This window comes from Aeromonas sp. S13(2024) (assembly GCF_041402405.1).
GTDB classification, from domain to species: domain Bacteria; phylum Pseudomonadota; class Gammaproteobacteria; order Enterobacterales; family Aeromonadaceae; genus Aeromonas; species Aeromonas veronii.
The window spans coordinates 718,556-742,597 of record NZ_JBGLRA010000001.1; the positions used below are offsets into that span (position 1 = coordinate 718,556).

The following is a 24,042-nucleotide window of genomic DNA, read 5'->3' on the forward strand; positions in this document are numbered from 1 at the left end:
CACCTCTCTCCCCATATAAAGGGCAGTTTTGCACGAATTGTGCTTGCACGCCGCTCAATGTGGGGGATGTGTGGCTCGACTCGACCAAAGTGCGCCGCTATAATGCCGCGTCATATTTTCTCATCACAAAGACATATCGTTGTCTTTATAAACAGGAAGACTCCGGGCTTTGCCCAGGGGCAATAAAGGGTCAGCACACAGTGCTGAGTTGAACGAGGTAGAAGAATGCAAGTTTCTGTAGAGACAACCCAGGGTCTGGAACGCCGTCTTACCATCACTGTACCGGCAGCTACCGTAGACGCCGCTGTGCGTAAAGAATTGAATGGCCTGGCCAAAACTCGTCGCATCGACGGTTTCCGTCCTGGCAAGGCTCCGGTTGCCATCATCAAGAAGATGTTCGGCGCCATGGCTCACGCCCGCGTTGCTGATGAAATGATGCAGAGCAACTTCATCAAAGCCATCATCGAAAACAAACTGAGCCCGGCCGGTGCCCCGACCATGGATCCGAAAGAGATCAAAGAAGGTCAGGATTTCGAATTCACCGCCACTTTCGAAGTGTATCCGGAGTTCGAAGTTGCAGGTCTCGAGACCATCAAGGTCGAGAAGCCGGTTGCGACCGTGAAGGATGAAGATCTGGCCAACATGATCGACACCCTGCGCAAGCAGCACGCTACCTGGGCTGATGCCGATGTTGCCGCTGCCAATGGCATGCGTGTGACCATGGACTTCGTCGGTTCCATCGACGGTGAAGAGTTCGACGGCGGCAAAGCTGAAGGCTTCAACCTGGTGCTGGGCGCTGGCCGCATGATCCCGGGCTTCGAAGACGCCATCCTGGGCAAGAAAGCGGGCGACGAGTTCACTATCGAAGTGACCTTCCCGGCTGACTACCACGCTGAAAACCTGAAAGGCAAAGAGGCCAAGTTCGCTTCCAAGCTGATCAAGGTTGAAGAGCAGATCCTGCCTGAGCTGACCGAAGAGTTCGTGAAGCGTTTTGGTATCGAGAGCGGTTCTGTTGAAGAGCTGAAAGCCGAAGTGCGCAAGAACATGGAGCGCGAACTGGCTCAAGCCCTGAAAAACAGCGTGAAAGAGCAGGTTCTGAACGGTCTGGTTGAAGCCAACCAAATCGACCTGCCGAAAGCTGCTGTTGCTCAAGAGATCGACGCACTGCGTCAGCAGGCTCTGCAGCGTTTCGGTGGCTTCCAGGGCGGCAACGCTCCCGAGCTGCCGGCTGAACTGTTCCAGGCTCAAGCCGAGCGTCGTGTACGCGTAGGCCTGCTGCTGGGTGACGTGATCCGTACCAACGAGATCAAGGCTGACGATGCCCGTGTAAACAGCATCATCGAGTCCATGGCGACTGCCTACGAAGATCCGAAAGAAGTGATCGAGTACTACCAGAAGAACGAACAGATGCTGAACGGCGTTCGTAACCTGGCAGTAGAAGATCAAGCTATCGACCTGATCCTGTCCAAAGCGCAAGTGACCGAAAAAGAAGTTGCCTTTGACGAAGTGATCAACAAGTCTGGCGCCGCTGCCTAAGAACATTTGACTTAAGGTCAAGACTGTTAAGTATAATGGCTCGTGTGATCTCCACTCGGGCCATTTTATTTTAGGGACAATGCCTTATGTACAAGAACTATAACGATATGACCGATTCTCCCAGCAATGCGCTGGTCCCCATCGTGGTCGAACAGACTGCCAAGGGTGAACGTTCCTACGATATTTACTCCCGTCTGCTGAAAGAGCGGGTGATCTTCCTGACTGGTCAGGTTGAAGATCACATGGCCAATCTGGTGGTTGCCCAGTTGCTGTTCCTCGAATCCGAGAATCCGGACAAGGACATCTATATCTACATCAACTCGCCGGGTGGTTCGGTGACTGCGGGCATGTCCATCTATGACACCATGCAGTTCATCAAGCCGGATGTCAGCACCGTCTGCATGGGGCAGGCCTGCTCCATGGGTGCCTTCCTGCTGGCTGGCGGCGCCAAGGGCAAGCGTTTCTGCCTGCCTAACGCCCGCGTGATGATCCACCAGCCGCTGGGTGGTTTCCAGGGTCAGGCATCTGATATCCAGATCCACGCCCAGGAGATCCTGAAGATCAAAAATACCCTGAACGAGCGCCTGGCGTTCCACACCGGTCAGGACATGGCTACCATCGAGCGTGACACCGATCGTGACAACTTCATGTCCGCCGAGCAGGCCGTGGCCTATGGTCTGGTAGACGGTGTCCTGAGCCAGCGTAGCTGAGCAGGGTGTCCCGGTCTGTTGTAAACTCAACAGGCCGATCCATCCTCTATTGATAAAACGAGGTTGCTGAATGACAGAGAAACGCAAGGGTGAGGGTGATAAGCTGCTCTACTGCTCTTTTTGCGGCAAAAGCCAGCATGAAGTGCGCAAGCTGATCGCTGGCCCTTCCGTCTACATATGTGATGAGTGCGTCGAGCTGTGCAACGACATCATCCGCGAAGAGATCCGCGAGATCTCGCCCAAGCGCGATGGTAACGAGCTGCCGACCCCTCATCAGATCCGCGCTCATCTCGATGACTATGTGATCGGGCAAGAGTACGCCAAGAAGGTGTTGGCTGTAGCCGTCTACAACCACTACAAGCGTCTGCGCAACAGCGGCGAAAACAGTGGTGTTGAGCTCGGCAAATCCAACATTCTGCTGATTGGCCCGACCGGTAGCGGTAAAACCCTGCTGGCCGAGACTCTGGCTCGCCTGCTGGATGTGCCGTTCACCATGGCCGATGCGACCACCCTGACCGAAGCCGGTTATGTGGGCGAGGACGTGGAAAACATCATCCAGAAGCTGCTGCAAAAGTGCGACTACGACGTAGAGAAGGCCCAGCGTGGCATCGTCTACATCGACGAGATCGACAAGATCTCCCGCAAGTCGGACAACCCCTCCATTACCCGCGATGTCTCCGGGGAAGGGGTACAGCAGGCACTGCTCAAGCTGATCGAAGGGACCATCGCTTCCGTGCCGCCGCAAGGTGGTCGCAAGCATCCGCAGCAGGAGTTCTTGCAGGTTGATACCTCCAAGATCCTCTTTATCTGTGGCGGTGCTTTTGCCGGTCTGGACAAGGTGATCGAGCAGCGTTCCGTGAAGGGAACCGGTATCGGTTTTGGCGCCGAGGTGAAATCCAAGGATGCCAAGGCCACCCTGAGCGAAACCTTCGCCAAGGTGGAGCCGGAAGATCTGATCAAATATGGTCTGATCCCCGAGTTCATCGGCCGTCTGCCGGTGGTCGCGACTCTGACCGAGCTGGACGAGTCTGCCCTTATCCAGATCCTGAAAGAGCCGAAAAACGCGCTGACCAAACAGTACGCTGCGTTGTTCGATCTGGAAGGGGTTGAACTGGAGTTCCGTGACGACGCGCTCAACGCCATTGCCCGCAAGGCGATGGAGCGTAAAACCGGTGCTCGTGGTCTGCGTTCCATTGTGGAAGCCGTACTGCTGGATACCATGTATGACCTGCCTTCTCTGGAAGGGGTCAGCAAGGTGGTGATCGACGAGACCGTGATCAAAGGGGACTCTGCGCCCTTGATGATCTACGAAAATCCCGAAACCCAGGCTGCTGCATCAGAGTAAATGTCTGATTTTTAATCAAATGGAAGGGGCTTTTTGCCCCTTTCATGCTTTTTACGGTTTCGGCGATTGAATCTCATCTCAGCGCCCCCATATACTCAGCCAAGCGCTTTGCCAACGGTATAACAAGCCGAGAGGACATATATGAACCTAGAGCGTTCAGAACGCATCGAGATTCCCGTCCTGCCTCTTCGTGACGTGGTGGTTTATCCCCACATGGTCATTCCACTCTTTGTGGGGCGGGAAAAATCCATTCGCTGTCTGGAAGCGGCCATGGAGCAGGACAAGAAAGTTCTGCTGGTGGCCCAGAAGGATGCGTCAACCGATGAGCCAACGGTGGAGGAGATCTTCACCGTCGGGACAGTGGCCAATATTCTGCAGATGCTCAAGCTGCCGGACGGCACCGTCAAGGTGCTGGTAGAGGGGGGACAGCGTGCCCGCCTGGAGCGGATGATCGACGACAAGGATTTCTTTGTCTGCGAGGCCCAGTACATCCCCTCCCAAGCCATTGAGGAGAAGGATCAGGAAGTGCTGGTTCGCTCCGCCATCGGCCAGTTTGAAGGCTATATCAAGCTCAACAAGAAGATCCCGCCCGAGGTACTGACCTCGATCTCGGCGATCGACGATGCTGCGCGTCTGGCTGACACTATGGCGGCCCACATGCCGCTCAAGCTGGAAGACAAGCAGAAGGTGCTGGAGATCGTCTCGGTCTCCGAGCGCATCGAATTCCTGATGGCGATGATGGAGTCGGAAATTGACCTGCTGCAGGTCGAGAAGCGCATCCGTACTCGCGTCAAGAAGCAGATGGAAAAGAGCCAGCGCGAGTATTACCTCAACGAGCAGATGAAGGCCATCCAGAAAGAGCTGGGTGAGCTGGAAGATAGCCCGGATGAGTTTGAAGCCCTCAATCGCAAGATCGAAGAGGCTGGCATGCCGGAAGATGCCCGTGAAAAGGCCCAGGGCGAGCTTGCCAAGCTGAAGATGATGTCTCCCATGTCCGCCGAGGCTACCGTGGTTCGCAGCTATGTGGACTGGATGGTACAGGTGCCGTGGAAGGCGCGATCTAAGGTCAAGAAAGACCTTGGCAAGGCGCAAGAGGTGCTGGATGCCGATCACTATGGCCTCGAGAAGGTCAAGGATCGCATCCTCGAATATCTGGCGGTACAGGCGCGGGTGAACAAGCTCAAGGGCCCCATCCTCTGTCTGGTTGGGCCTCCCGGTGTGGGCAAGACCTCGCTGGGCCAATCCATTGCCAAGGCGACAGGCCGCAAATATGTGCGGATGGCTCTGGGTGGGGTGCGTGACGAAGCGGAGATCCGTGGCCACCGCCGTACCTATATCGGTTCCATGCCTGGCAAACTCATCCAGAAGATGGCGAAAGTCGGTGTGAAGAACCCGCTGTTCCTGCTCGATGAGATCGACAAGATGAGCTCGGACATGCGTGGCGATCCTGCCTCTGCCTTGCTGGAAGTGCTGGATCCGGAACAGAACAACAGCTTCAACGATCACTACCTGGAAGTGGATTATGACCTGTCGGACGTCATGTTCGTGGCCACCTCCAACTCCATGAACATCCCGGGTCCCTTGCTGGACCGGATGGAAGTGATCCGCCTCTCCGGTTACACCGAAGATGAGAAGCTCAACATTGCCAAGCAGCATCTGGTTGCCAAGCAGATCCAGCGCAACGGCCTGAAAGAGTCCGAGATCACCATCGAAGATTCTGCCCTGGTTGGAGTGATCCGCTACTACACCCGCGAGGCGGGGGTGCGGAGTCTGGAGCGCGAGATCTCCAAGATTTGTCGCAAGGCGGTCAAGCGCATCCTGCTGGACAAGAGCATCAAACATGTTCAGGTCAATCAGGAGAACCTCAAGGAGTTCCTCGGGGTGCAGCGTTTCGATTACGGCAAGGCCACCGACCAGAACCAGGTAGGTCAGGTGTGTGGTCTGGCGTGGACCGAAGTGGGGGGCGATCTGCTCACCATCGAGACCACCAACATGCCTGGCAAGGGCAAGCTCACTTATACCGGTTCTCTCGGTGACGTGATGCAGGAGTCCATCCAGGCGGCCATGACGGTCGTGCGGGCCCGTGCCGAGAAGCTGCGCATCAACGCCGACTTCTACGAGAAGCGCGATATCCACGTGCACGTACCGGAAGGGGCAACCCCGAAAGATGGTCCGAGCGCCGGTATCGCCATGTGCACCGCCCTGGTCTCCAGCTTGACCGGTAATCCGGTTCGTGCTGATGTGGCGATGACAGGGGAGATCACCTTGCGCGGCGAAGTGCTGCCCATCGGTGGTCTCAAGGAGAAGTTGCTGGCAGCCCATCGTGGCGGCATCAAGCGAGTGCTTATTCCGAAAGAGAACGAGCGTGACCTTGAGGAGATCCCGGCAAACGTCAAACAAGACCTTGAAATTTATCCGGTTCGCTGGATTGACGAGGTGCTGGAATTGGCGTTGCAGGACAATCCACAGGGGTTTGAGCGCGTTTCTGTCGTGTAAATGTTGATGCGCCGCAAATTTGGCGCATTCGGCGGGTGGTTAAGGCTTGCATGCGCCCGATAACGGAAGTAGCCTTGACCACCGATCGGGTACTCGTGATGAGTCGCAATGCGTTGTGTGGCGCGGGTTTGCGCCAGATTGTCACTTGCAACTGATCAGGAGGCTTGCTATAAAACCTCCACTTGTTGTGGCCAGGGAAATCAGCGCCGCAGCGGTGTTTGATAAAAGGGGAATATAAGAGTGAATAAATCTCAACTGATTGACAAGATTGCAGACGGTGCCGATATCTCCAAAGCTGCCGCTGGCCGTGCGTTGGATGCCTTCATTGATGCTGTTGGTGAAGCGCTGAAAGAGGGTGACCAGGTTGCTCTGGTTGGTTTCGGTACTTTCGCTGTACGCGAGCGTGCTGCCCGTTCAGGCCGTAACCCGCAGACTGGCGCGACCATCGAAATCGCTGCTGGTAAAGTTCCTGCCTTCAAAGCCGGTAAGGCCCTGAAAGACGCTGTTAACTAAGTCGGTCGCTGATATCCGTCGGCTACCGTCCTTGGTCGCAGACCAGACAAGTTAGAGAGTCTTCTCTCATACTGATTGACCAAGGCGCATCGCAATCGGTGCGCCTTTTTATTGTTTACGCCCATCGAGTTCGGGAGCATAAGTACAAACATGATGTTGGATAAACTACGCGAAGGGGCGCAGGGCAAGGTAGCCAAGGTTATCTTGGGCCTGATCATCCTCTCCTTTGCCTTGGCTGGTGTAGGTAGTTACCTGAACGGCCCGGCCCGTACCGCCCCCGCCACCGTCAATGGCACCGAGATCAGTGCTGCGGCACTGGAAAATGCCTACCGTAACGAGCGCGCCCGCATGGAATCCCAGATGGGAGAGGCATTCAGCCAGCTGGCCGCGAACCCTGATTACATGAAACAGTTCCGTCGCGGTGTGCTGGATCGGCTGATCGATCAGGCGCTGCTGGACAGCAAGGCCCGTGAACTGGGTCTGCGCATCAGTGACGAACAGATCAAGCAAGCCATCGTGGCCATGCCGGAGTTTGCCGAGAACGGCAAGTTCAACAATGACCGCTATCTACAACTGATCCGTCGTGCCGGCATGACTCCCGAAATGTTCCGTGACTCCCTGCGTCAGGACATGGTGCGTCAACAGTTGATGAGTGCCCTGCTGGGCACCGAATTCTCCCTCAAGGGGGAAGCGGAGCAGCTCGACAAGCTCTACAACCAGACTCGCGATCTGCGTCTGGTGCGTCTGGCTGCTGCCAACTACATGGCTGACGTTCAGGTCTCCGACAATGAGCTGGAGCAGTACTACAAGACCAATGGCGCCCGTTTCATGAACGACGAGCAGGTCAAGGTTGACTATCTGCTGCTGGACGCTGCCAACCTCGCCAAAGATATCAAGGTCACCGAGCAGGATGCCCAGGATTACTACGATCAGCACCAGGATCTGTTCCAGCGTGCCGAGCGTCGCCATGTGGCTCATATCCTGATCCCGTTTGGCAAGGATGAGAAAGCGGCCGAGCAGAAAGCAGAAGCCGTGCTGGCCAAAGCCAAGGCTGGCGATGATTTCGCTGCGCTGGCCAAGACTGACTCTTCCGATACCTTCTCTGCCAAAAAAGGCGGCGAGCTGGACTGGTTCGAGAAAGGGGTGATGGATCCGGCTTTCGAGAAAGCCGCGTTCGCCCTGAACAAGGCCGGCGATCTTTCCGGCGTGGTGAAGAGCCCGTTCGGTTTCCACATCATCAAGCTGCTGGGGGTTGAAGCAGCCCAGACCAAGCCGTTTGCCGATGTGAAAGAAGAGACCATCACTCGTCTGCAAGCTGACAAGGCCAAGGAGAAGTTCTTCGCCGAGCAGCAGAAGATGGCTGACAACAGCTTCGAAAATCCGGACTCGCTGGATCTGACCGCTGATGCCATGGGGATGAAGGTTCAATCTTCCGATTTCTTCACCCAGGCGACTGCTCCGGCTCCGCTGAACGATCCCAAGGTGCTCTCTGTTGCGTTCTCCGAACAGCTGCGCGATGACAACACCAACTCCGACGTGATCGAGCTGGCTGACGGCAAGGCGCTGGTGCTGCACATCACTGGTCACAAGCCCAAAGCGGTCAAGCCGCTGGCCGAGGTGAAAGAGCAGGTGATTGCCGCCATCAAGCATGACAAGGCTAGCGAAGTGGCCCGTGGTAAGGCCCAGGGCCTGCTGGACAAGCTGAAAGTCGGTGAGAGCATCACCGCCGATCTGACTGCACTGGGTCTGAAAGTGGAGACCCACAAAGGGGTTGCCCGCTTCGATCGCGAGCTGGATCAGAACCTGATTGCCCAGGCGTTCACGCTGCCCCATCCGATCGACGGCAAGCCGAGCGTGGCTCTGGTTGCCGAGACCAATGGTGACCGCGTTGTGGTTGCGCTGGACAAGGTCAACGTCCCTGCCGCCGCATCCGGTATGGCTGCCATGCTGCAAGCTCAGCTGGGTCAGGGCAAAGCCCAGGTGGATTACAAGTCTCTGATCGACGAGTTGCGCAAAGCGGCCAAGATCGAGTACTTCACCAGTGTGGAAGCGAACGTCGAGTAATCGGCACTGTGCAATCCATTGAAAACGGCTCCTTGATGGAGCCGTTTTTTATTGGCTATGTCTCCATGAACTGTTCATGTGAGCCCTAGAGTCTCATGCAGCCATGCATTTATATTCAACACCCTCATGTGATGTACTGCCTCCTGCGTCAACCCAGATAATTCCTTAGGTAGTGAGCCGCCACGCCATGGCCGTGCGCCATCCGTTCTTTCAACTTATGCTGATAGTCGTTTACATGCTGAATGTGATACGCACCGGCCACTTACTTACCCTGATGATTGCGCACTCCTGGATGAGTCATACCTTGCACTGTGTTGAAACTGGCATACACACCAGCACACAGTACCGCATCTGGTGAAACTAGAATCTTCAAGACAGCTCTCACCGTCTCGGTATTCTTCTTTGCCAACTAAAACGCCGTATCTTGGATCTTCCTATTCTTTAACCGCCATCACCGTTATGTAATCCGGCCAGGCACTTGGTTCGCCCTTCGTCACTACGATCCTATTCGGTTGCGCTCATCCAAGTTGTTCTAGAACGATTCGAAGAAGAGGGCTTCATCTACTTTAGCGATGCTATTTTCCCTTGCGGCCTGGTGGAGTTGCAGAGCTTGGCTCGGCGGAATTAGCGCCCCTTCTTGCCGACCATGATGGCGATCGTCTTGCCGATGATATGCACATCCTGCACCAGCCAGCGCCAGGGGTGGAGCAGGGCGACCGAGTAGGCCAGATCGAACGCCAGCTTGCTGCGCACATCATCCAGCGACTCGTCGTAACCCTGATTGACCTGTGCCAGACCGGTAATGCCGGGGGCCACTTCATAGGTGCGTTCGATAAAGTACGGCACCGCATCTTCCAGCCGGTTGGCGATCCCGGGTCGCTCCGGACGGGGGCCGATCAGCGACATCTCCCCCTTGAGTACATTGATAAACTGCGGCAGCTCATCGAGCCGGGTTTTGCGCAGAAAGTCGCCGCTGCGGGTGATCCGGCTGTCCCCCTTGCCACACCAGACCGGCCCGGTAGCCGCCTCGGCGTCGGCGCGCATGGTGCGAAACTTGATCATGAAAAAGAGCTCGGTATGGGTGGCGTGGCTGCGCCCGATCCGCAGCTGACGAAAGAACACCGGACCCGGGCTATCGAGCCGGATGGCCAGCATGATCAGCGGCCACAGTGGCAGCGTCAGCAGCAGGCCAAGAGTGGCACCGAGCAGATCCATGCTGCGTTTGACCACCAGGGTCAATCTTGGAATGGGGTGTGTCATACGGCTTTCTCCTGTGACATGAAACGTATGGGGGCGCGCAGGCAGTAGCGCAGGGTGCCCATGCCGTTGTACCAGTGTCCGAGTACCAGATAGTGGATCTTGCGAAACAGATTGGGCCAGGGGTGCACAGGGGTCAGCTGGATCAAGATGACCAGCAGATACCCCAGCAGTTGCAGCCCCAGCAACAGCTGAAACAGCAGGGATTGGGTGGCAAGCGGGATGGCGCAGAGCCACAGCAGGGTCAGGCAGAGCGGCATCAACACCCGCAGCCCCTTGCCACTGGCAAAGTTGAAGGCAACCCAGCCGAACTTGGGGTGCAGCAGGGGGAGCAACCGCAACAGCTGCTGGGTGTTGCCAGCCCCGATCCGTTTGCGCCGTGTCGCCTCCAGCGCGGCATTGGAAACTTCCAGCTCCAGTGCGGCGCAGCGATTGTCATAGACCGCCCGATACCCCTTGGCGATGGCCTGCATCGGCAAGATGAAATCGTCGTTGATGGTATCGGCGGCCAGCGGGGTGAGGCACTCCCGGCGCATCATGTAAAAGGCCCCGTGGGCCCCCAGCATACCGCCAAGGGCCGATTCGCAGAGCTTGATCTGGCTTTGATAGTGCCAGTAACTCTCCTCGCCCTGTGAGCCCGGTTGCCAGAAGCGGTACGCTTCCCCGACCACCCCTACCTTGGGATCGGCAAAATGGGCGACCGCCAGCAGCAGGCTGTCGATGGGCAGCAGGGCCGAGACATCGGTGAGGGCCACCAGATCGCTGTGTACCCGGGTCATGGCCTCGTTGAGCACGGCGACCTTGCCGCGATTGCGGGGGTGATCAAACAGCCTGATCTGCAACTGCTGCAGGGCGGGATCACCGAGCTGGCTTAGCGCAATGGGGTAGCTGTTGTCGCTGCAACCATCGAAATGCACATGCACCCACAGCTTGTCGGCGGGGTAATCGAGGCTGGCGAGGTTTTGCAGCTTGGCCGCGATGGTCGCCGCCTCGTTGTAGACCGGCATCAACAGGGTGATGGTCGGCAGCGCCTCATCGGTGGCGTCTGTTTTGAACCCTCGATCCAGAGGGCGCGGTGGATTGGCTACCTTGCGCGCCTGCCGACCACCAAATTTGAGCAGCAGGGGATAGCCGACATGGTGGTAGACCACCAGTACAGCGCACAGCCAGAACACGATCATGATCCATTCCATGGGATGCTCCTCTGGTCATCGGGTCGCTTGATCAGCGGCTGTAAAGCTGCTGATAGGCCTGAGCCATCCGGCTCAAGCTGCTTTGCTGGCACACAAACTCACGGGTGACGGCACGCAGGCTATGGCACTGCAGCAACCCTTGTGCCAGAAGCTGGGCAAGGCGGCCGGGATCCCGCTCCGACAGGATATGACCGCTGGCCTGGCAGACGATCTCTCTGGCCGCCCCCACGTCGCTCATCACCACCGGCACCCCGCACGCCTGTGCTTCCAGCACGCAGAGCGGCATCCCCTCTGCCAGCGAGGGGAGGCAGAAGAGATCCAGCCCCTGATAGAAGCGCGGCATGTTTTCGACCAGCCCCAGAAAATGGACCCGATGGGCGATCCCCAGTTGCTGACACTGTTGTTGCAACGCATTTTGCAAACTGCCGACCCCTGCCAACGCAAGATGCACCTCCTGCGGCAGGGCGCGGATCGCCTCCAGTAGCAAGGTGTGACCCTTGACCGACTCAAGGCGGGCGGCGCAGCCAATCAACTTGACCCCTTGTGGCAATCCCATCTCCTGACGGGCGAGGGCGGCGGCGCCCGGGGCAAAACGCTGCTCATCGATGCCGTTGGGGATCACGGTTGGCGACAGCTGGCCCAGCTTGGCCAGCAGCTGGTTGGCCACCGGCGTGGCATCGGCCACCAGAATGGGTTTGAAGGCGCGTAGCCCCCACAGGGCCAGCGTGCGCTGATGGGGATCATCGAGATACCAGGCATCGTGCTCTGTATGTACCAGGGTGGGCACCCGGGCCAGCCGACTGGCGAGGCCGCCATAGAGCATGGGCCCCAGATGGTGGGTATGTACCGCGGCGGGCTTGAGTTGGCGCAGCAATCGGGTGAGCCGCCAGAGGGTCGCCAACGACCAGCCCGCGGGCTTTTCCAGACAGTGAATATTGCCCGCGAAGGGATGCAGAGCGGGCCATGCCCTTAGCACATCCCCTTTGTGCCCTTCGAGGGAGATGATATGCACCGGCTGCTCGGCGGGGCTCGCCTGAGTGAGGTTGAGCACCATGGTCTCCAGCCCGCCGGGCTGCAGGTGCTGCACGATTTGTACGACAGGTTGCAGAACAGGTTGAACAACAGGTTGCACGACGGGCTGGGCGCTGGCGCTCCCGCGGGGATGGGGTCTGTGCGACGGGGTTGATGACAACATGGTTCGCGCTCCGGCAAGGGAAGGGGTAACACCCTGGATAGCGGGAGAATGCGAATCTTGTACCACTCTTGCGATCTGCCCACAGAGGCGATCAGCTCCTCTGGTGGCACTGCCTTTGCATTGTACGGGGGGAGGGCTTTTCTCAGGGAGTGATGCCATGCCTGTCCAGTTCTATTACAACCTCTACATCATTCTCTTTGCCGCCTGGCGCCGTCGCTATCTGCTGCTGATCCCGGTACTGGTGATGCCGCTGGTGGGCGTGACGGTCGGCCTGCTCACCCCCAAGGAGTATGAGAGCCGCACCACCTTTATGGTGCCGCAAGATGCCAACCAGACCCCGACCCTCAAGGATCTGATCACTCAGGAGAGTCTCAAGGATCGCTTTGCGGTGCTCGAAGCCCTGCTGCGCAGCCGTTATGTGCTGGATGGCGTGGCGCGGGATCGTGGCCTGGTCAATGACGAGACCCCGCCAGCTCAGCGCGATGCCATCATGGACTGGCTCTCGAGTGCCGTCTCGCTGCGGCTGATTGGCGATGAGGTGATCGAGATAAAGGTCAAGGCGGATTCGGCGGCCAACAGCGCCGGTTTGCTCGAAGCCATTTCGCGGCGCTTTTTCTTCAACCTGCTCAGCAAGGGGCGCCAGTCGGCGGAATCGTCCGAACGTTTCCTGCAAAGCCAGCTCGACAGCCGCCGCAGCGAACTGCAAGCGGCCGAGCAGCTGCTCGCCGATTTTAAACGGGAGCATGCCAGCGCCTTGCCCCAGCAGCAGAGTACCAACGTCGCCCGTCTCTATGGCTTGCAGGAGCGTTATGCCGAGAGCCTGATCACCCTGCAGCAGGCCAAGGCACGGGTCGATCAGCTATCGCTGGGGCAAGAGAGCCAGCTGGCCCGCCAACTGGATGAGAAGCTGCAGCTGATGCGTACCGAGCTGGTGTTGCTGCGGGCCCGCTACAGCGACGAGCACAGCAAGGTTCAGAGCCTGCGCTATCAGATTGACCAGTTGCAGCAGGAGTTTGAGCAGCTCAAATCTCAACCGGATATGGCCCGCGGGCCCGAGTGGCAGTTGGCCCAGACGCAGCTGACGGAGGCGGAGCAAAACGCCTCCGGCCTGAAGAGCCAGCTCGATGGGCTGGACAAGGTGGTCGACTCCCAGGGGGATACCGAGCGCCAACTCGCCGAGCTGGAGCGGGATCTGGCGGTCAAACGCACCCTCTATCAGGATTTGCTGCTGCGCTATGAGAAGGCCAAGGTGACCGGCGATCTGGGCAACTTCGAGCAGGGGGAGCGGATCAAGGTGATCGACAAACCCTTCGCCCCCAGCAAGCCGAGCAACTACCCGCTCTGGCTGTTTCTGCTGGCGGGCATTGTTGGCGGACTGGGGCTCGGCTGCGGTCTGGCGCTGGTGGCCGAACTGGCGGATGCCAGCCTGCGCCGCTCCGATCAGCTGGCCGCCCTGGTCAAGGCACCGGTGCTAAGCCGCATTCCCTACTGCGAGCCGGTGCCGGACTATCCATCCAATAGTGATCATACGCTCGATGGGCAGGTGCTGCCCTTATCACCAGAACCGGGTTGATTGGCGAAACCAGCGGGCTGCCAGCCGGAACCTGAATATTTCTGAAAAGGCCTTGTGATAAGGCCTTTTTTATATCGTGCATTTTGCGGAGTAAGAATCACGGCAAGCCGGTAAAGCAGGAGAAAGGCTGCATTTTCTATTTCCGTTTGTTGACTGTGGTTTTATCCAGTGGTACAAGTGGAGCTGACTTGAGAAGTTGATAATACACTGATAAATCATAAGTTAGTTGGTAATTCAGAAGTTTTTAAATGATTAAATTGGTTGTGATGACGAGTGGTAGAGCGGAGTTATATAGAAGGCGATATTAAAGTGTTAGTTACGTTTTTCAACTAATTAATGTCGGCTTTCAAGGAGAGGTATGGAGAATTATAAATATGTCGTAGATGCATTATCTTCTACAGCAGCATTAATTGCAATTATTACTGTCTTGTGGAGTTGGTTTAAAAATTCTCAAAAGCCTTTAACAATTGAACGATTAGTTGTCCACAATAAAACAGCTGAGAGCATATATATTCTTGTTATAAAGAACAGGAAGTCATACCCTGTAATCATAAAGTCGACATTTTGTCATGTTAAGGCTTTATACATAGTTGAGAAAAAGAACAATCAGAAGCCAGAATATATGGAGACATTATCCCTTTCTGATAGTTTATTTATGAACAATGATAATTTTGAAATAGGAGTAAATGGTCATACCGACATTCGTATTTCCGGGAAGAATTTACCAAAGGGCATAAGAAAACTGTTTTTTTCTATCCAAACTTCGCACGGCTATCATCAAGCTTGGTGTAAAAAGATTAAAACAGTGGATATGACTGGTAAAACACAAGTTTTTGGTATGGAGGAAATGTATGATTTCGACTCAAAATTTAAGGCTAAAAGAAAGTTCTATTGGTTAATAGTTGTTAACTTATTTCAGCAGTGAGAGATTATAAGTTCGATTAGCCGATAGGTGTAATCGGATACTCACAATGAAATCAATAGCTAATGTGGTAACTATGCTCTGTTTAGTTATTTTGGTTGCATGTTAGAGGAAATATTTCGGGGGCAAAGTAGGTGAATTATGGTTAGTTAGATGTATGTTTTATACAAATATCGAAAATGTTCATTCAAGCTTCGCCAATCGAAGCTATTACCCTAATTTTTACGCATAAAATTAAAGGAAAGTCATGAGAAAAAGTCTCAGGAAGGGATATTTTCACTTAGAGCTAAACCATGAATACGGTGCTGATACGATCGGTGCCGAAGCGGCAGAAGTAGAACTTAAAGAGGGGGTGGCTATTTTTAGAGCTAAGCTAAAGCCTGCAAGTGAAAATCAGATTTTGGATGCTGTTCATTGTAAGGAGCAAAGTTTTAAGAATGTAGAATCCTTTTCCTTTATAGATGAACACATTCGGAAAGGCATGTCATCTTTCGTAAAGATTAATAAGGCAAAAATTAAAAGCTGGCGCATAGAAATTGACTATGAACAAAAGTATGATTTCTCTTGTGAGATTCAGTCTATGAATCCTGACGGGCTATTATTCCATGTTGTAAGTTCGTAGGTTAGATTACGGCTTCGCTAGTCAGTCGATCCTGTGGCCTTTGGAATTATTTGACTAAATGGATAGTTTGGAATGGAAGTTTTATATACTTTTCCTGAATATTTAGAAAGCATTATCAAGAAATTGATTAATAGAGACTGGATTGTTCATAATTTCAACTTGGTTGATGATTTAGAGGTATATAATGTCTCTAACTATCTATATAATAAACAAATAAATTCTGTTACTTGCACTATACATCTTGATTTAAATGTCTATCAGTTCATTTTGAATGCATTTAAGAAAAATAAACCTAAGCAAGAGTTTCGTGACGCAATTGCACTTGTTGCTTTTTGTCAATTTGCAGAGATCGAGTTAGACCCAACTTATGCAGTATATGAAAAAATAAACTATAGAAATGATGCTGAAGTTCTTGATGAAGTTTTGTCTGACTTGGAATTGTTTCATCGTATTAACAATATAAATAACTCGTCAATAATAGATTTTGCATTGGGTGAGATAGACACGATTACTCCTGCAGATTCTTATGTTATGGATATACCTTTTATCAGGAGCAATCTCACTAAATATAGGCGCCTACGTGAGTGGGATTCACTATATTTAATTGTTTTGTATATTATCTATGTGTCTCACATTCCAAATATTAGCCGATTGGATAAGCTGAAAAAAGTGGTTGAGTGGATGATTACTGAGTTTATGTTATCTCTAGTGGGTATTACTTTTGCCTCTATTTATTTCAGTGAAACGCCCATGAAGAGAATGATGAAATATAAAGTGTCAGATGAACCATGTTCAAAACAACGTAGTGCATTTAATATGACATGGGACTTATATAACTTGAATCGTTACTTCAGAATGTGGACTGAACGTGAGTCCGAGCAAGAGAGTATGTTCGCTAGTGGAGACAAAGTATTCAATTTGGTGCTGAGAAAGTCAATTCAGGTACAACAAACGGGTTGCTTAGATAGCTTTAGAGATTTCCTCCCACAAGATATAGTTCTCTATATAGAGGAAATCACTGCTCAGCCAGATAAATATTTTGAAAGGGCGTATAATTCAGGAGGATGGTCCCCTTCATATAGAGATGAATTAATCAGGAAATATGAATCACTAACTGGCATAAAACACAGTGGAGAAATACAAGTCAATTAAACGATCAAATCTGATGTTGTAGGCAAGATATACGTACATACAGATAAAAATCAGGGAGCCATAGCTCCCTAATCGCAACACACGGGGTGATTCACTAGCCGATGGCTGGCGATTGTTGCCAGTTGGCTTGCTGCAGGTGTCCCTGATTACGGCGTTGATAACGCCAGGCCAGCAGTAGCGGCATACCGAGCAGCAGCTGGGCTGCCAGCGGGATCTCCTCGATGGGGGCGGCCAGTGCACCTTCCGGAATAATGCCCCCCTCAATTTCGGCCGCCAGTTTGAGCTCCAGCGCATTGCCAAAGTCGGCGAAGGTGGTGGCATTGATGACAAATGCATCCTGACCGCCCGCCACGTTCTCCACATACCACTCTTGCAACACCCCATCGGCGTAGTCCTGACCTATGGTGATGCCGTTGATGGTATCGATGCCGGAGGCGAGCAGTTGATCCCGCACGGTGGCGGTATCCAGCCCTGCGTTCTGGATCCCGTCACCCGACACATCCATCACCTGGCGGGCGGCGGTGAAGTCGTTGGTATCAAATTGCAAGCCACCAAAGGCCATGGCCGAACCGGGGGCCGTCATCCCCGCATAGGGGCGTACCAGGGCATCCAGGGTGGCGGCGAAGTTGTTGATGGAGGTCATGTCGTAGAGGTGGAACCAGTCGGTCATCACGCTCTGCTGGGTCGAGCCGCTCCACATGATCATCTGCACGGCGATGGAGCCCAGCTTACCGCCGCTGGTGTCGAGGATGGCGCTTTGTACCTCCTGACTGTAAAAGGCGTCCACATAGCCCTGTAACTGCAAATTGAATTCCGATGAACTGACGCTGCCCGACACATCCATCAGCAGTTGCAGTTCGGTATCGACTTCGGTCAAGGCGTATGCGGGGGAGGTTACCAACAACATCCCCAGCAGCCCTGCCAACGGTTTGAGTTTCATTGCCCACTCCTTCTCCTTGGCGCTAGTGCCAGAAGGGGGAATGAATAAAGCGTGCCAGCTTGGCTAATCCTCTGACTTGGCTTGATCCGGGTGAGGCCGGGCAGGCATGGAACTTGCGAGAACTTGCGACAGAGGTCAAAAGCGCTGATAACCGGCAGGAGTTGCGATGGAGATCCGTCCCTGGCAGTGGGCATCCAACTGGCTGCTACTTGGTTTGGCCAATCAGTGGGGCATGGTGTGGCTCAATATGGGCCACTTCAACCTGCTGGTGGTGTTGCTGATTGCTATCTGGTGGCAAATTGCATCGCGGGTTGCACCGAGCTGGCGTCCGCATCCACTGGCGCTCGCCCTCTTTATCCTGCTGATCCTGATCCCCAGCGCCAGTTGCAAGGCGCTGGCCTGTCTGCTGTTGGTGGCCTCGCTATGGCGCCGTCATCAGAGTGGCGATGAGCGGGCGGTGTTGCAGATTGTGCTCGCCTTTACCGTGGCGGTGTTGTGGGGGCAGCAGGTGTTTGCCCTGCTCTCCGGCCCTGTGCTGGCGCTCGATGCCTGGGGGGTGGGCCAGTGGTTGCAACTGCTGGGCTGGGAGACTCGCCTTGATGGCAATCGCATCGAGCGGTTGGGGGGCCATGCCCTGATTGTGCTCAAGGGGTGCTCCTCGTTTTCTCAACTCTATCTGGTGGTGCTTTCCTGGTTGGTCTCCTGCTGCTGGCTGGCGCCGGAGCGCCCACTCTACCGGCAGTGGCCCATGTTGCTGCTGGTTTGCCTGCTCTATATCGGGGCCAATCAGCTGCGGTTGGTGCTGATGAGCCTGGATCTGCGCTGGTATGGCTGGCTGCATACCGGCTCGCTGGCCCAGCTCTACCAGTGGGCCATCATGTTGCTGGTGATGACCATCCTCTTTCTAAGGGGGCGCCGTGATGGGTCTGTCTAAGGGATATCTGCGGTTGGTGGCGTTATCAGAGCCGGGTGGTCAATATGATGCTGCTGGTGATGACCATCCTGTTTCTATGGGGGGGCCGTGATGCATCTATCTAGGGGATATCTGTTGCTGTTGCTGGTGGCGCTGCTCAGTGCTGCCGCCATGGGCTGGCGTTATCAGAACCGGGCCGTTAACGAGGGAGCCAAGCCCATGCTGATGGAGCTGGTCCAGTTGGGATGGCGCTTGCGGGTGGCTACGCCGGTATTGGGCGGCACCTATGTCAGCTATCAGCTGGCCCATCCCCGTTGTGACGGCCTGCTGCAGGCCATGCTGGTGGCGCCGGATAGCGAGGCGATGTCAGTGACGCTGGCGGGTGAAGGGATGAGTCAGGGGGTGATGTTTTTAGGCGAGTTGCACCAGAGCCCGCCGCTGCTCTCTTACCGTCTGACCCAGGGTTGGCGCAAATTGTGGGGGCTGACCCCTTATCCCCTCTATCGGGTGGCCTTGCCGACCACCTGCCTCGGCCTTATTGCGCCGCCGCTGGCGTGACCGCCCCCGGTTCACCGTTTGGCAGAATGCGGATCAGCAAGGTATTAGGGGCCAGCATGGGGTCATAGCGGGGCTCCAGCTCAATGGCGCGAGAGCCCAGCAAGCGGGTGAGTGCGGTCAGCCGCACGCTTGCCATTCGCGCACTCTCCAGCATGTCGGTTTGCAGCCCGGGGCCGCTTACCAGCGCAATCCGGGCCGGATCCTTGCGGCCTAAAAACTGATGCAGCAGCTGCTCCTGATCCGCTGGCAGTTGTGTCTCCGCTTGCTGGTACTGCAGTTGCAGCTGGGGCTGTTCGGCCAGCTGCTGTTCCCGCAACTGGTTGAGGATCGGCAGGGTCTCATTGACCGGCTCCTGACGGGCGCAACCGGTGAGGATCAGCAACGGCAGCATCAGGGGCAACAGGCGCAGGGCGCTGTTTTTGGCTGTGGAGCGGGTAGTCTGGTTGGCCATACGCAGTCACTTCAGGAGGATGAGTTGGCACCAGTTTGCAATGTTTTCAATCCCTTGGCCAGTCGTTCAATCTCGCGGCGCCACTGGATCCAAGCGGCAGAGGGCAGTTGCTCCGCCACCTGCCAGCGGGTTGGCAGCTGATCCCGCAGGCGCTCCAGCAGCAGGGCGGCCTCCACCTGATAGCGGGCCTCCTGCTCCAGCCAGGCGAGCCAGCGCAGATCCTCGATGGCTTGCTGCAACAGCAACAGATCGTGGGAGAGGCGGTGCACCTCGCAGGCTTGCGGGCCGAGCAGCATAAAGTCGCTCTCCCGCCCATCGGTGGGGTCATAGGGCAGGGCGGTGGGCATGCGGCCATGCCACTGCAAATAGCCCTCGGCGCCGCTCTGCCATAGATAGAACCCGGCGGCTCTCGGGGTGCCCAGATTGTAAAACCAGGGGGTGACCTTGTGCTGGCGCACCCGGGCTACATCGGCCTTGTCGGCGCCAAAGCCTGCGTTGATCAGGGCAATCTCCACCTCTGCCAGCAGACCAGCCTGACCCGGATGATTGAAGTGGCCCGCGCGGATCACCGCCGGATCCCGCCGTTTCATCTCCCGCGCCAGGCTGGTGATGGCGGGCAGGGTGGCAAGATCCGGCTCATCAAACAGGCTCCATGCCACTGGCGGCAAGCCGCTGGCGGTCAGCCCCTGTTGCCGCGCTTGCCACTGATCAAGCTGGCTGGCAGGGTCGTTCCCCCAGCGTTTGAGCGGGGTATAGGCCAGCAGGGGCGGCACAAAGCCGAGCCCCACCGCCTCTCCCATGACCTCCCGCATCCCCGCTTCATCCTGTGGCAGGGCAGGCGAGAGGCCAGTGATCCCGAGTTTGGCGAGCCGCGCCAGATCGCAGCGACTGGCCGCGGCGAGCTGCTCTTTTAACGCCTCGGGGTCGGGGCTCAGCCAATTCAGATAGGGGGGCGCTTCGACATAGATGCCGATCGGCTTGCTGGCCGCGGGCAGAGTCAGCGGCAGCACCTCGATAGTCAGTGGCAACTGCACCAGTTGCTGCTGGCTGAGCAGCTGAATATTGCCCAGATAGTGACCGGCAGGCGCATCGCGGGGGATGGTGATCTGCAGCACCAGACGCCGAGGTACGTCTGCCAGCAGGGTGAGCCCGGCGATCCCCTCGACCAGCTCCTGATCCGAGGGAGCCAGCAGGGTGCCGCTCGCCTGCGGGCGAACCAGATGCCACTTGCCGTAATAGGGGGTCAGCGCAAGCGGCGAGCCTGCCTGCTCGGGTGGCTGGATCACCAGCAAGGGGGCCGGATCGTCGGTGGCGGCGTGGATGGCAAACTCCAGCAACAGCTGGCTGCCACGGGCGGCCAGCACCGGTTGTGAAGCTTGCTGTAACGCATCGGCCGCAGATAGCGGGGCGATCTGCAGGGTTGGGGCGGCATCCGTAATCGGCGTGAGGCTCAATTGCTGCGCAGCTGGGGCTGGGGTTGGGGAATAGGGGGCCAGAGTCCACTTTTCCAAAAACAGCTGGCGCTGCTTGGTCAGTACGCTTGCGGTAGCGTCGGCCAATACGGCGAGATCTTTTCCACTATTCGGGAGAGCCTCTTTGCTGGTGGGGGCCGGATAGGGGGCAAGCAGCAGCCCTGCCAAGTATTTGGCATCCGGTGAGTGGCCCACCAGTGTGATAGTGAGCGGGCCGCCGGGGTGGTTCAGGGTGACATGAACGGGGCCGCCTTGACGCGCCCCGAACAGCTGCCAGGGATCCGGGTTTGGCAGCGCCTCGCGAGATTGTCCAGCCAGATAGCGCTGCGTTAGCCACTCCTGCGGTTGCCACTGCTCGGCCCAGATGGGCTCGCCATTGACCAGCACGCTGCGCTCGAAGGGGTGGGGGAGGTACTCCCACTCGCCGGGGTCATCGAGCCAGAGGGTGAGCTGGTAGCGCCCCTTGGCCAGGTCCAGTCGCACTCCGTCGAGATTGCGCAGCCCATCGCGCACCAGAGCATCGCCGGAGGGACGCAAGATGGGGGTGGGATGGCCAATCAGCCGGGGATCCCCCGGGCTCAGGGCCTCAAAGCCGGTAAAGCGGGGGGCGGCCGTCGCCCCCAGATCCAGCGCAATGGTGCCCGGGGGCAGGGTCAAACCAGGCTCCCAGTACCAGCGATGGATGGTCAGCGAGGGGGCGTTATCGGCCATAAAGAGATAGAGCTTGGTGAGTTTGTCCAGCGCCAGTGCTCTGGGTTGGCTGGTGCGCCACTCGCTCAAGGCAAAGCGCTGGGTAAAGGGGCCGGGGGCGACAATCCGCTCCAGATTGACCCGGCTGCGGTAGTTGACCGAGGCGTTATCGTCGATACGCAAGATCAGGGTTTGCGGGCGGGCGCTGGGGTTATGGCCCTCGATCACCAGTTCATCATCGCTGCCTATTGGCCAGTTGTGGGTGCTCAGATCGAGCCGTTGGGGTGTCTGGTTGCCCGTCAGGGGCAGCGGGGTCTGCCCCTCCAGCCGGGTGGTGGCCATTGCTGCATGGCAGCAGAGCAGGATAACCAGCCAGAGCCCTCTGCTCATCCGGCCAGCCCCTTCAACCAGTTGTTCAGCTCGGCAGCCTTGTGATCCCAGCTTTGCAGGGCCACCTGCTGCTGGCGAGTGTGGCGCCCTTCGCTGCGGGTGAGCCCCTCCCAGCCACTCTCCTGAAACCAGCCCGGATTGGGTTGATCAAAGGCGGCCCGGTTGATGGCCTGGGCCAGGCTCTCCCCATCATGGGGGAGCTGGATCTGATCCCGATAACCATCGAGAGCCGGAAAATCGGTGCTGACGATGGGGCGCCCAGCGGCCAGATACTCGCGCAATTTCAATGGATTGCAGGCACGGATCTGGGCGTTGTCGACAAAGGGCAGCAAACTCACCTGCCAGTGCTGGGCATAGGCCGCCAGCGTGTGGTGGGGACGGGGCCCCAGCAAATGGATATTGGGGCGCCCCTTGAGGGGGGAGATATCGGTCTGGACCGGGCCAATCAGCACCAGATCCCAGTGAGGCAGGGCGGCAGCCGTCTCTGCCAGCAGGGGGATATCAATCCAGTCGCTCAGGCTGCCGTAAAATCCGGCAATGGGGCGGCCGGAGGGGAGATCCGCTGGCCGCTCTCTGGGGGGCATAAACAGTTCGAGATCCACGCCGTGGCTGAGGAGCCGGGTTTTATGGGGGGGGAAGCGGCTGGCCAGCGCGGGGCTGGCGGCCAGAATGAGATCGGCTTTTTCCACCAGTCGGGCCTCGCAGTGGGCGATGGCCTGATGATCCACCCCTGCCAGCGCCGAGAAGTCATCGCCGCAGTAGTAGATCACCGCCCGCTCTTCGAGCTTGCCAATCAGATCGACGGCGCTGGGCAGGGAGATCCAGAGCAAGGGGCGATCCAGCTCGGGCAACTGGCGCCGGATCTGCGCCGCCAGCCAGTGGCCATTGATCTTGCCCGCCAGACGACTGCCCGGCAGCGGCAAGGCGAGCGGCGGCAGTACCCGAGGGCTGCTGACCTCTGATGGCGCCACCGACTGGCTGCCAGCATGGCGCGCACCGCGCAGCACGGCCCCCAGTTTGCGGACGATGCGGGTGAGATCATGAAGGGTAAAGCGGGGACAGCGCATGCCGATGGAGTTGACCCAGAGCACTTGATAATCGGGCAACAGACGCTTGATCAGGTGCTGGGTGCTGGAGGGGTGCTGGCCCCAATCCTCGCCCAGCACCACCAGTTGCGGCAGTGAGTGTGGTTTCATGCAAAGGTCTCCGAAGCGTGTGCGGGGTCGCTGTGATCCTGTGGCTGCAAGGTTCGCAGTACGGTGGCCGGTACACCCGCTGCCAGCACACCTGCAGGCAGATCCCGGGTGACGACGCTGCCTGCGGCGACAATGGTACCGGCGCCTATGGTGACACCGGCCATCACCATCACCCCGGTGCCAAGCCAGACATCCTGCTCCAGCACAATGGCCCCCACCTGTTCATCGCGATCCGGCAGGCCCCGGGCGCGATCGCGGGCGTTGACCGGGTGCCCCGGGTAGCCCGCCAGAAAGGCGCGCCCTGCAATCCGGACGTTATCCCCCAGTACTATCTTGCTGCCCACCGCCAGGGTGGTCTGCCAGCCAATGCCGACATTGCGGCCAATCACCAGCTTTGGCGTCTGGCTCGATGCCCGGCCGCTGATGGTCATGGCGGCGCTGAGGCGGCAGTCGGCACCAATTTCGATGGTGACCGGGCCGCTGATATAGGGGATGCCGCCATAGAGATAGAGGCGCGGGGCGGGGGCCGTGAGGCGAGATTGAAACAAGGGGGTCCACCAAAGGGTGCGGGTCAGGGTCGCCAGCGCGTTGCTGCCCAGCAGATAGAGCCGATAAAGCAGCCGATGCAGGGGGGGGATCACGGGGAATGACCAGTGGCGGGCACCTTTGGCCAGTCGCCATACCCGGCGAGCCAGTGGCGTTTCCCCCTGTTTGGCCCAGCGTTTCATCCGGTGCAGGTTGATGGTGTTCATGGCGACCTCTCCCTTTGGTGCAGTCCGTTGCTCGCTAAGCAGAAAGCAGGGATCGGGCCAACAGGACGGCCCCAGCGTGATCGGGCCAAATGGGGCTAAGAG

20 protein-coding genes are annotated in these 24,042 nt (G+C 57.0%); 12 read left to right on the top strand and 8 right to left on the bottom strand.

Going from position 1 to position 24,042, the window contains the following annotated elements:
- The first annotated feature begins 225 nt into the window (after positions 1-225).
- The 6 genes from tig (at position 226) to ppiD (ending at position 8,664) form a co-directional block, all read left to right on the top strand.
- Positions 226-1,536: a trigger factor gene (tig, locus tag ACB042_RS03170; RefSeq protein WP_005345092.1), complete on the top strand. Its 1,311-nt coding sequence runs from the start codon at positions 226-228 to the stop codon at positions 1,534-1,536.
- Between the two features lie 86 nt (positions 1,537-1,622).
- Positions 1,623-2,246: an ATP-dependent Clp endopeptidase proteolytic subunit ClpP gene (clpP, locus tag ACB042_RS03175; RefSeq protein ID WP_005336979.1), complete on the top strand. Its 624-nt coding sequence runs from the start codon at positions 1,623-1,625 to the stop codon at positions 2,244-2,246.
- A 70-nt stretch (positions 2,247-2,316) separates the two neighbouring features.
- Positions 2,317-3,591, top strand: coding sequence for an ATP-dependent protease ATP-binding subunit ClpX (gene clpX, locus ACB042_RS03180; RefSeq protein ID WP_005336977.1), 1,275 nt, complete (start codon positions 2,317-2,319; stop codon positions 3,589-3,591).
- 141 nt (positions 3,592-3,732) lie between these two features.
- Positions 3,733-6,087, top strand: coding sequence for an endopeptidase La (gene lon, locus ACB042_RS03185; RefSeq protein ID WP_371177764.1), 2,355 nt, complete (start codon positions 3,733-3,735; stop codon positions 6,085-6,087).
- Positions 6,088-6,327: 240 nt separating this feature from the next.
- Positions 6,328-6,600, top strand: a complete 273-nt coding sequence (gene hupB / locus ACB042_RS03190) for a nucleoid-associated protein HU-beta (RefSeq protein ID WP_005315375.1) — start codon at positions 6,328-6,330, stop codon at positions 6,598-6,600.
- A gap of 150 nt (positions 6,601-6,750) precedes the next feature.
- Positions 6,751-8,664: a peptidylprolyl isomerase gene (gene ppiD / locus ACB042_RS03195; protein WP_186301824.1), complete on the top strand. Its 1,914-nt coding sequence runs from the start codon at positions 6,751-6,753 to the stop codon at positions 8,662-8,664.
- Between the two features lie 624 nt (positions 8,665-9,288).
- Here ppiD and ACB042_RS03200 read toward each other — a convergent pair.
- Genes ACB042_RS03200 through ACB042_RS03210 form a run of 3 tightly spaced genes read right to left on the bottom strand, consistent with a single transcriptional unit; the run spans position 9,289 to position 12,309 of the window.
- Positions 9,289-9,924 carry a sugar transferase gene (locus ACB042_RS03200; protein WP_005333398.1) on the bottom strand — a complete coding sequence of 212 codons (636 nt, stop codon included), beginning with the start codon at positions 9,922-9,924 and terminating at the stop codon, positions 9,289-9,291.
- Positions 9,921-11,114 carry a glycosyltransferase family 2 protein gene (locus ACB042_RS03205; RefSeq protein ID WP_069527365.1) on the bottom strand — a complete coding sequence of 398 codons (1,194 nt, stop codon included), beginning with the start codon at positions 11,112-11,114 and terminating at the stop codon, positions 9,921-9,923. The genes ACB042_RS03200 and ACB042_RS03205 overlap by 4 nt, the downstream gene beginning before the upstream one ends.
- Positions 11,115-11,145: 31 nt before the next feature.
- The gene (locus ACB042_RS03210; protein WP_236285754.1) at positions 11,146-12,309 is read right to left on the bottom strand and encodes a glycosyltransferase; all 1,164 of its coding nucleotides are present in this window, start codon (positions 12,307-12,309) and stop codon (positions 11,146-11,148) included.
- A gap of 157 nt (positions 12,310-12,466) precedes the next feature.
- On the opposite strand from ACB042_RS03210, the gene ACB042_RS03215 reads away from it, so the two are divergent.
- From ACB042_RS03215 to ACB042_RS03230, 4 genes are all read left to right on the top strand, one after another.
- Entirely contained in the window at positions 12,467-13,882 is a 1,416-nt protein-coding gene (locus ACB042_RS03215) for a GNVR domain-containing protein (protein ID WP_236285753.1), read from the top strand.
- Positions 13,883-14,240: 358 nt separating this feature from the next.
- Positions 14,241-14,807 carry a hypothetical protein gene (locus ACB042_RS03220; protein ID WP_236285752.1) on the top strand — a complete coding sequence of 189 codons (567 nt, stop codon included), beginning with the start codon at positions 14,241-14,243 and terminating at the stop codon, positions 14,805-14,807.
- A 244-nt stretch (positions 14,808-15,051) separates the two neighbouring features.
- The gene (locus tag ACB042_RS03225; protein WP_236285751.1) at positions 15,052-15,426 is read left to right on the top strand and encodes a hypothetical protein; all 375 of its coding nucleotides are present in this window, start codon (positions 15,052-15,054) and stop codon (positions 15,424-15,426) included.
- A 72-nt stretch (positions 15,427-15,498) separates the two neighbouring features.
- Complete coding sequence (locus ACB042_RS03230) at positions 15,499-16,578, top strand: hypothetical protein (protein ID WP_371177765.1); 1,080 nt, start codon at positions 15,499-15,501, stop codon at positions 16,576-16,578.
- 94 nt (positions 16,579-16,672) lie between these two features.
- Here the strand turns inward: ACB042_RS03230 and ACB042_RS03235 are convergent, their stop codons facing one another.
- Entirely contained in the window at positions 16,673-17,518 is an 846-nt protein-coding gene (locus ACB042_RS03235) for a DUF1194 domain-containing protein (protein WP_236285747.1), read from the bottom strand.
- 166 nt (positions 17,519-17,684) lie between these two features.
- Here ACB042_RS03235 and ACB042_RS03240 point away from each other — a divergent pair, with 166 nt between their 5' ends.
- Complete coding sequence (locus tag ACB042_RS03240; protein WP_236285746.1) at positions 17,685-18,452, top strand: hypothetical protein; 768 nt, start codon at positions 17,685-17,687, stop codon at positions 18,450-18,452.
- A gap of 90 nt (positions 18,453-18,542) precedes the next feature.
- Positions 18,543-18,989 carry a hypothetical protein gene (locus tag ACB042_RS03245; RefSeq protein ID WP_236285745.1) on the top strand — a complete coding sequence of 149 codons (447 nt, stop codon included), beginning with the start codon at positions 18,543-18,545 and terminating at the stop codon, positions 18,987-18,989.
- On the opposite strand, the gene ACB042_RS03250 is transcribed toward ACB042_RS03245, so the two are convergent.
- Genes ACB042_RS03250 through ACB042_RS03265 form a run of 4 tightly spaced genes read right to left on the bottom strand, consistent with a single transcriptional unit; the run spans position 18,967 to position 23,940 of the window.
- Positions 18,967-19,440: a hypothetical protein gene (locus tag ACB042_RS03250; protein WP_236285744.1), complete on the bottom strand. Its 474-nt coding sequence runs from the start codon at positions 19,438-19,440 to the stop codon at positions 18,967-18,969. The genes ACB042_RS03245 and ACB042_RS03250 overlap by 23 nt on opposite strands.
- Before the next feature lie 11 nt (positions 19,441-19,451).
- Positions 19,452-21,992, bottom strand: a complete 2,541-nt coding sequence (locus ACB042_RS03255) for a hypothetical protein (protein ID WP_371177767.1) — start codon at positions 21,990-21,992, stop codon at positions 19,452-19,454.
- A complete protein-coding gene (locus tag ACB042_RS03260; RefSeq protein WP_371177768.1) occupies positions 21,989-23,188 on the bottom strand; it encodes a glycosyltransferase in 1,200 nt (399 codons plus the stop codon). The genes ACB042_RS03255 and ACB042_RS03260 overlap by 4 nt, the downstream gene beginning before the upstream one ends.
- Positions 23,185-23,940: an acyltransferase gene (locus ACB042_RS03265; RefSeq protein WP_252411976.1), complete on the bottom strand. Its 756-nt coding sequence runs from the start codon at positions 23,938-23,940 to the stop codon at positions 23,185-23,187. The genes ACB042_RS03260 and ACB042_RS03265 overlap by 4 nt, the downstream gene beginning before the upstream one ends.
- Positions 23,941-24,042: the final 102 nt, after the last annotated feature.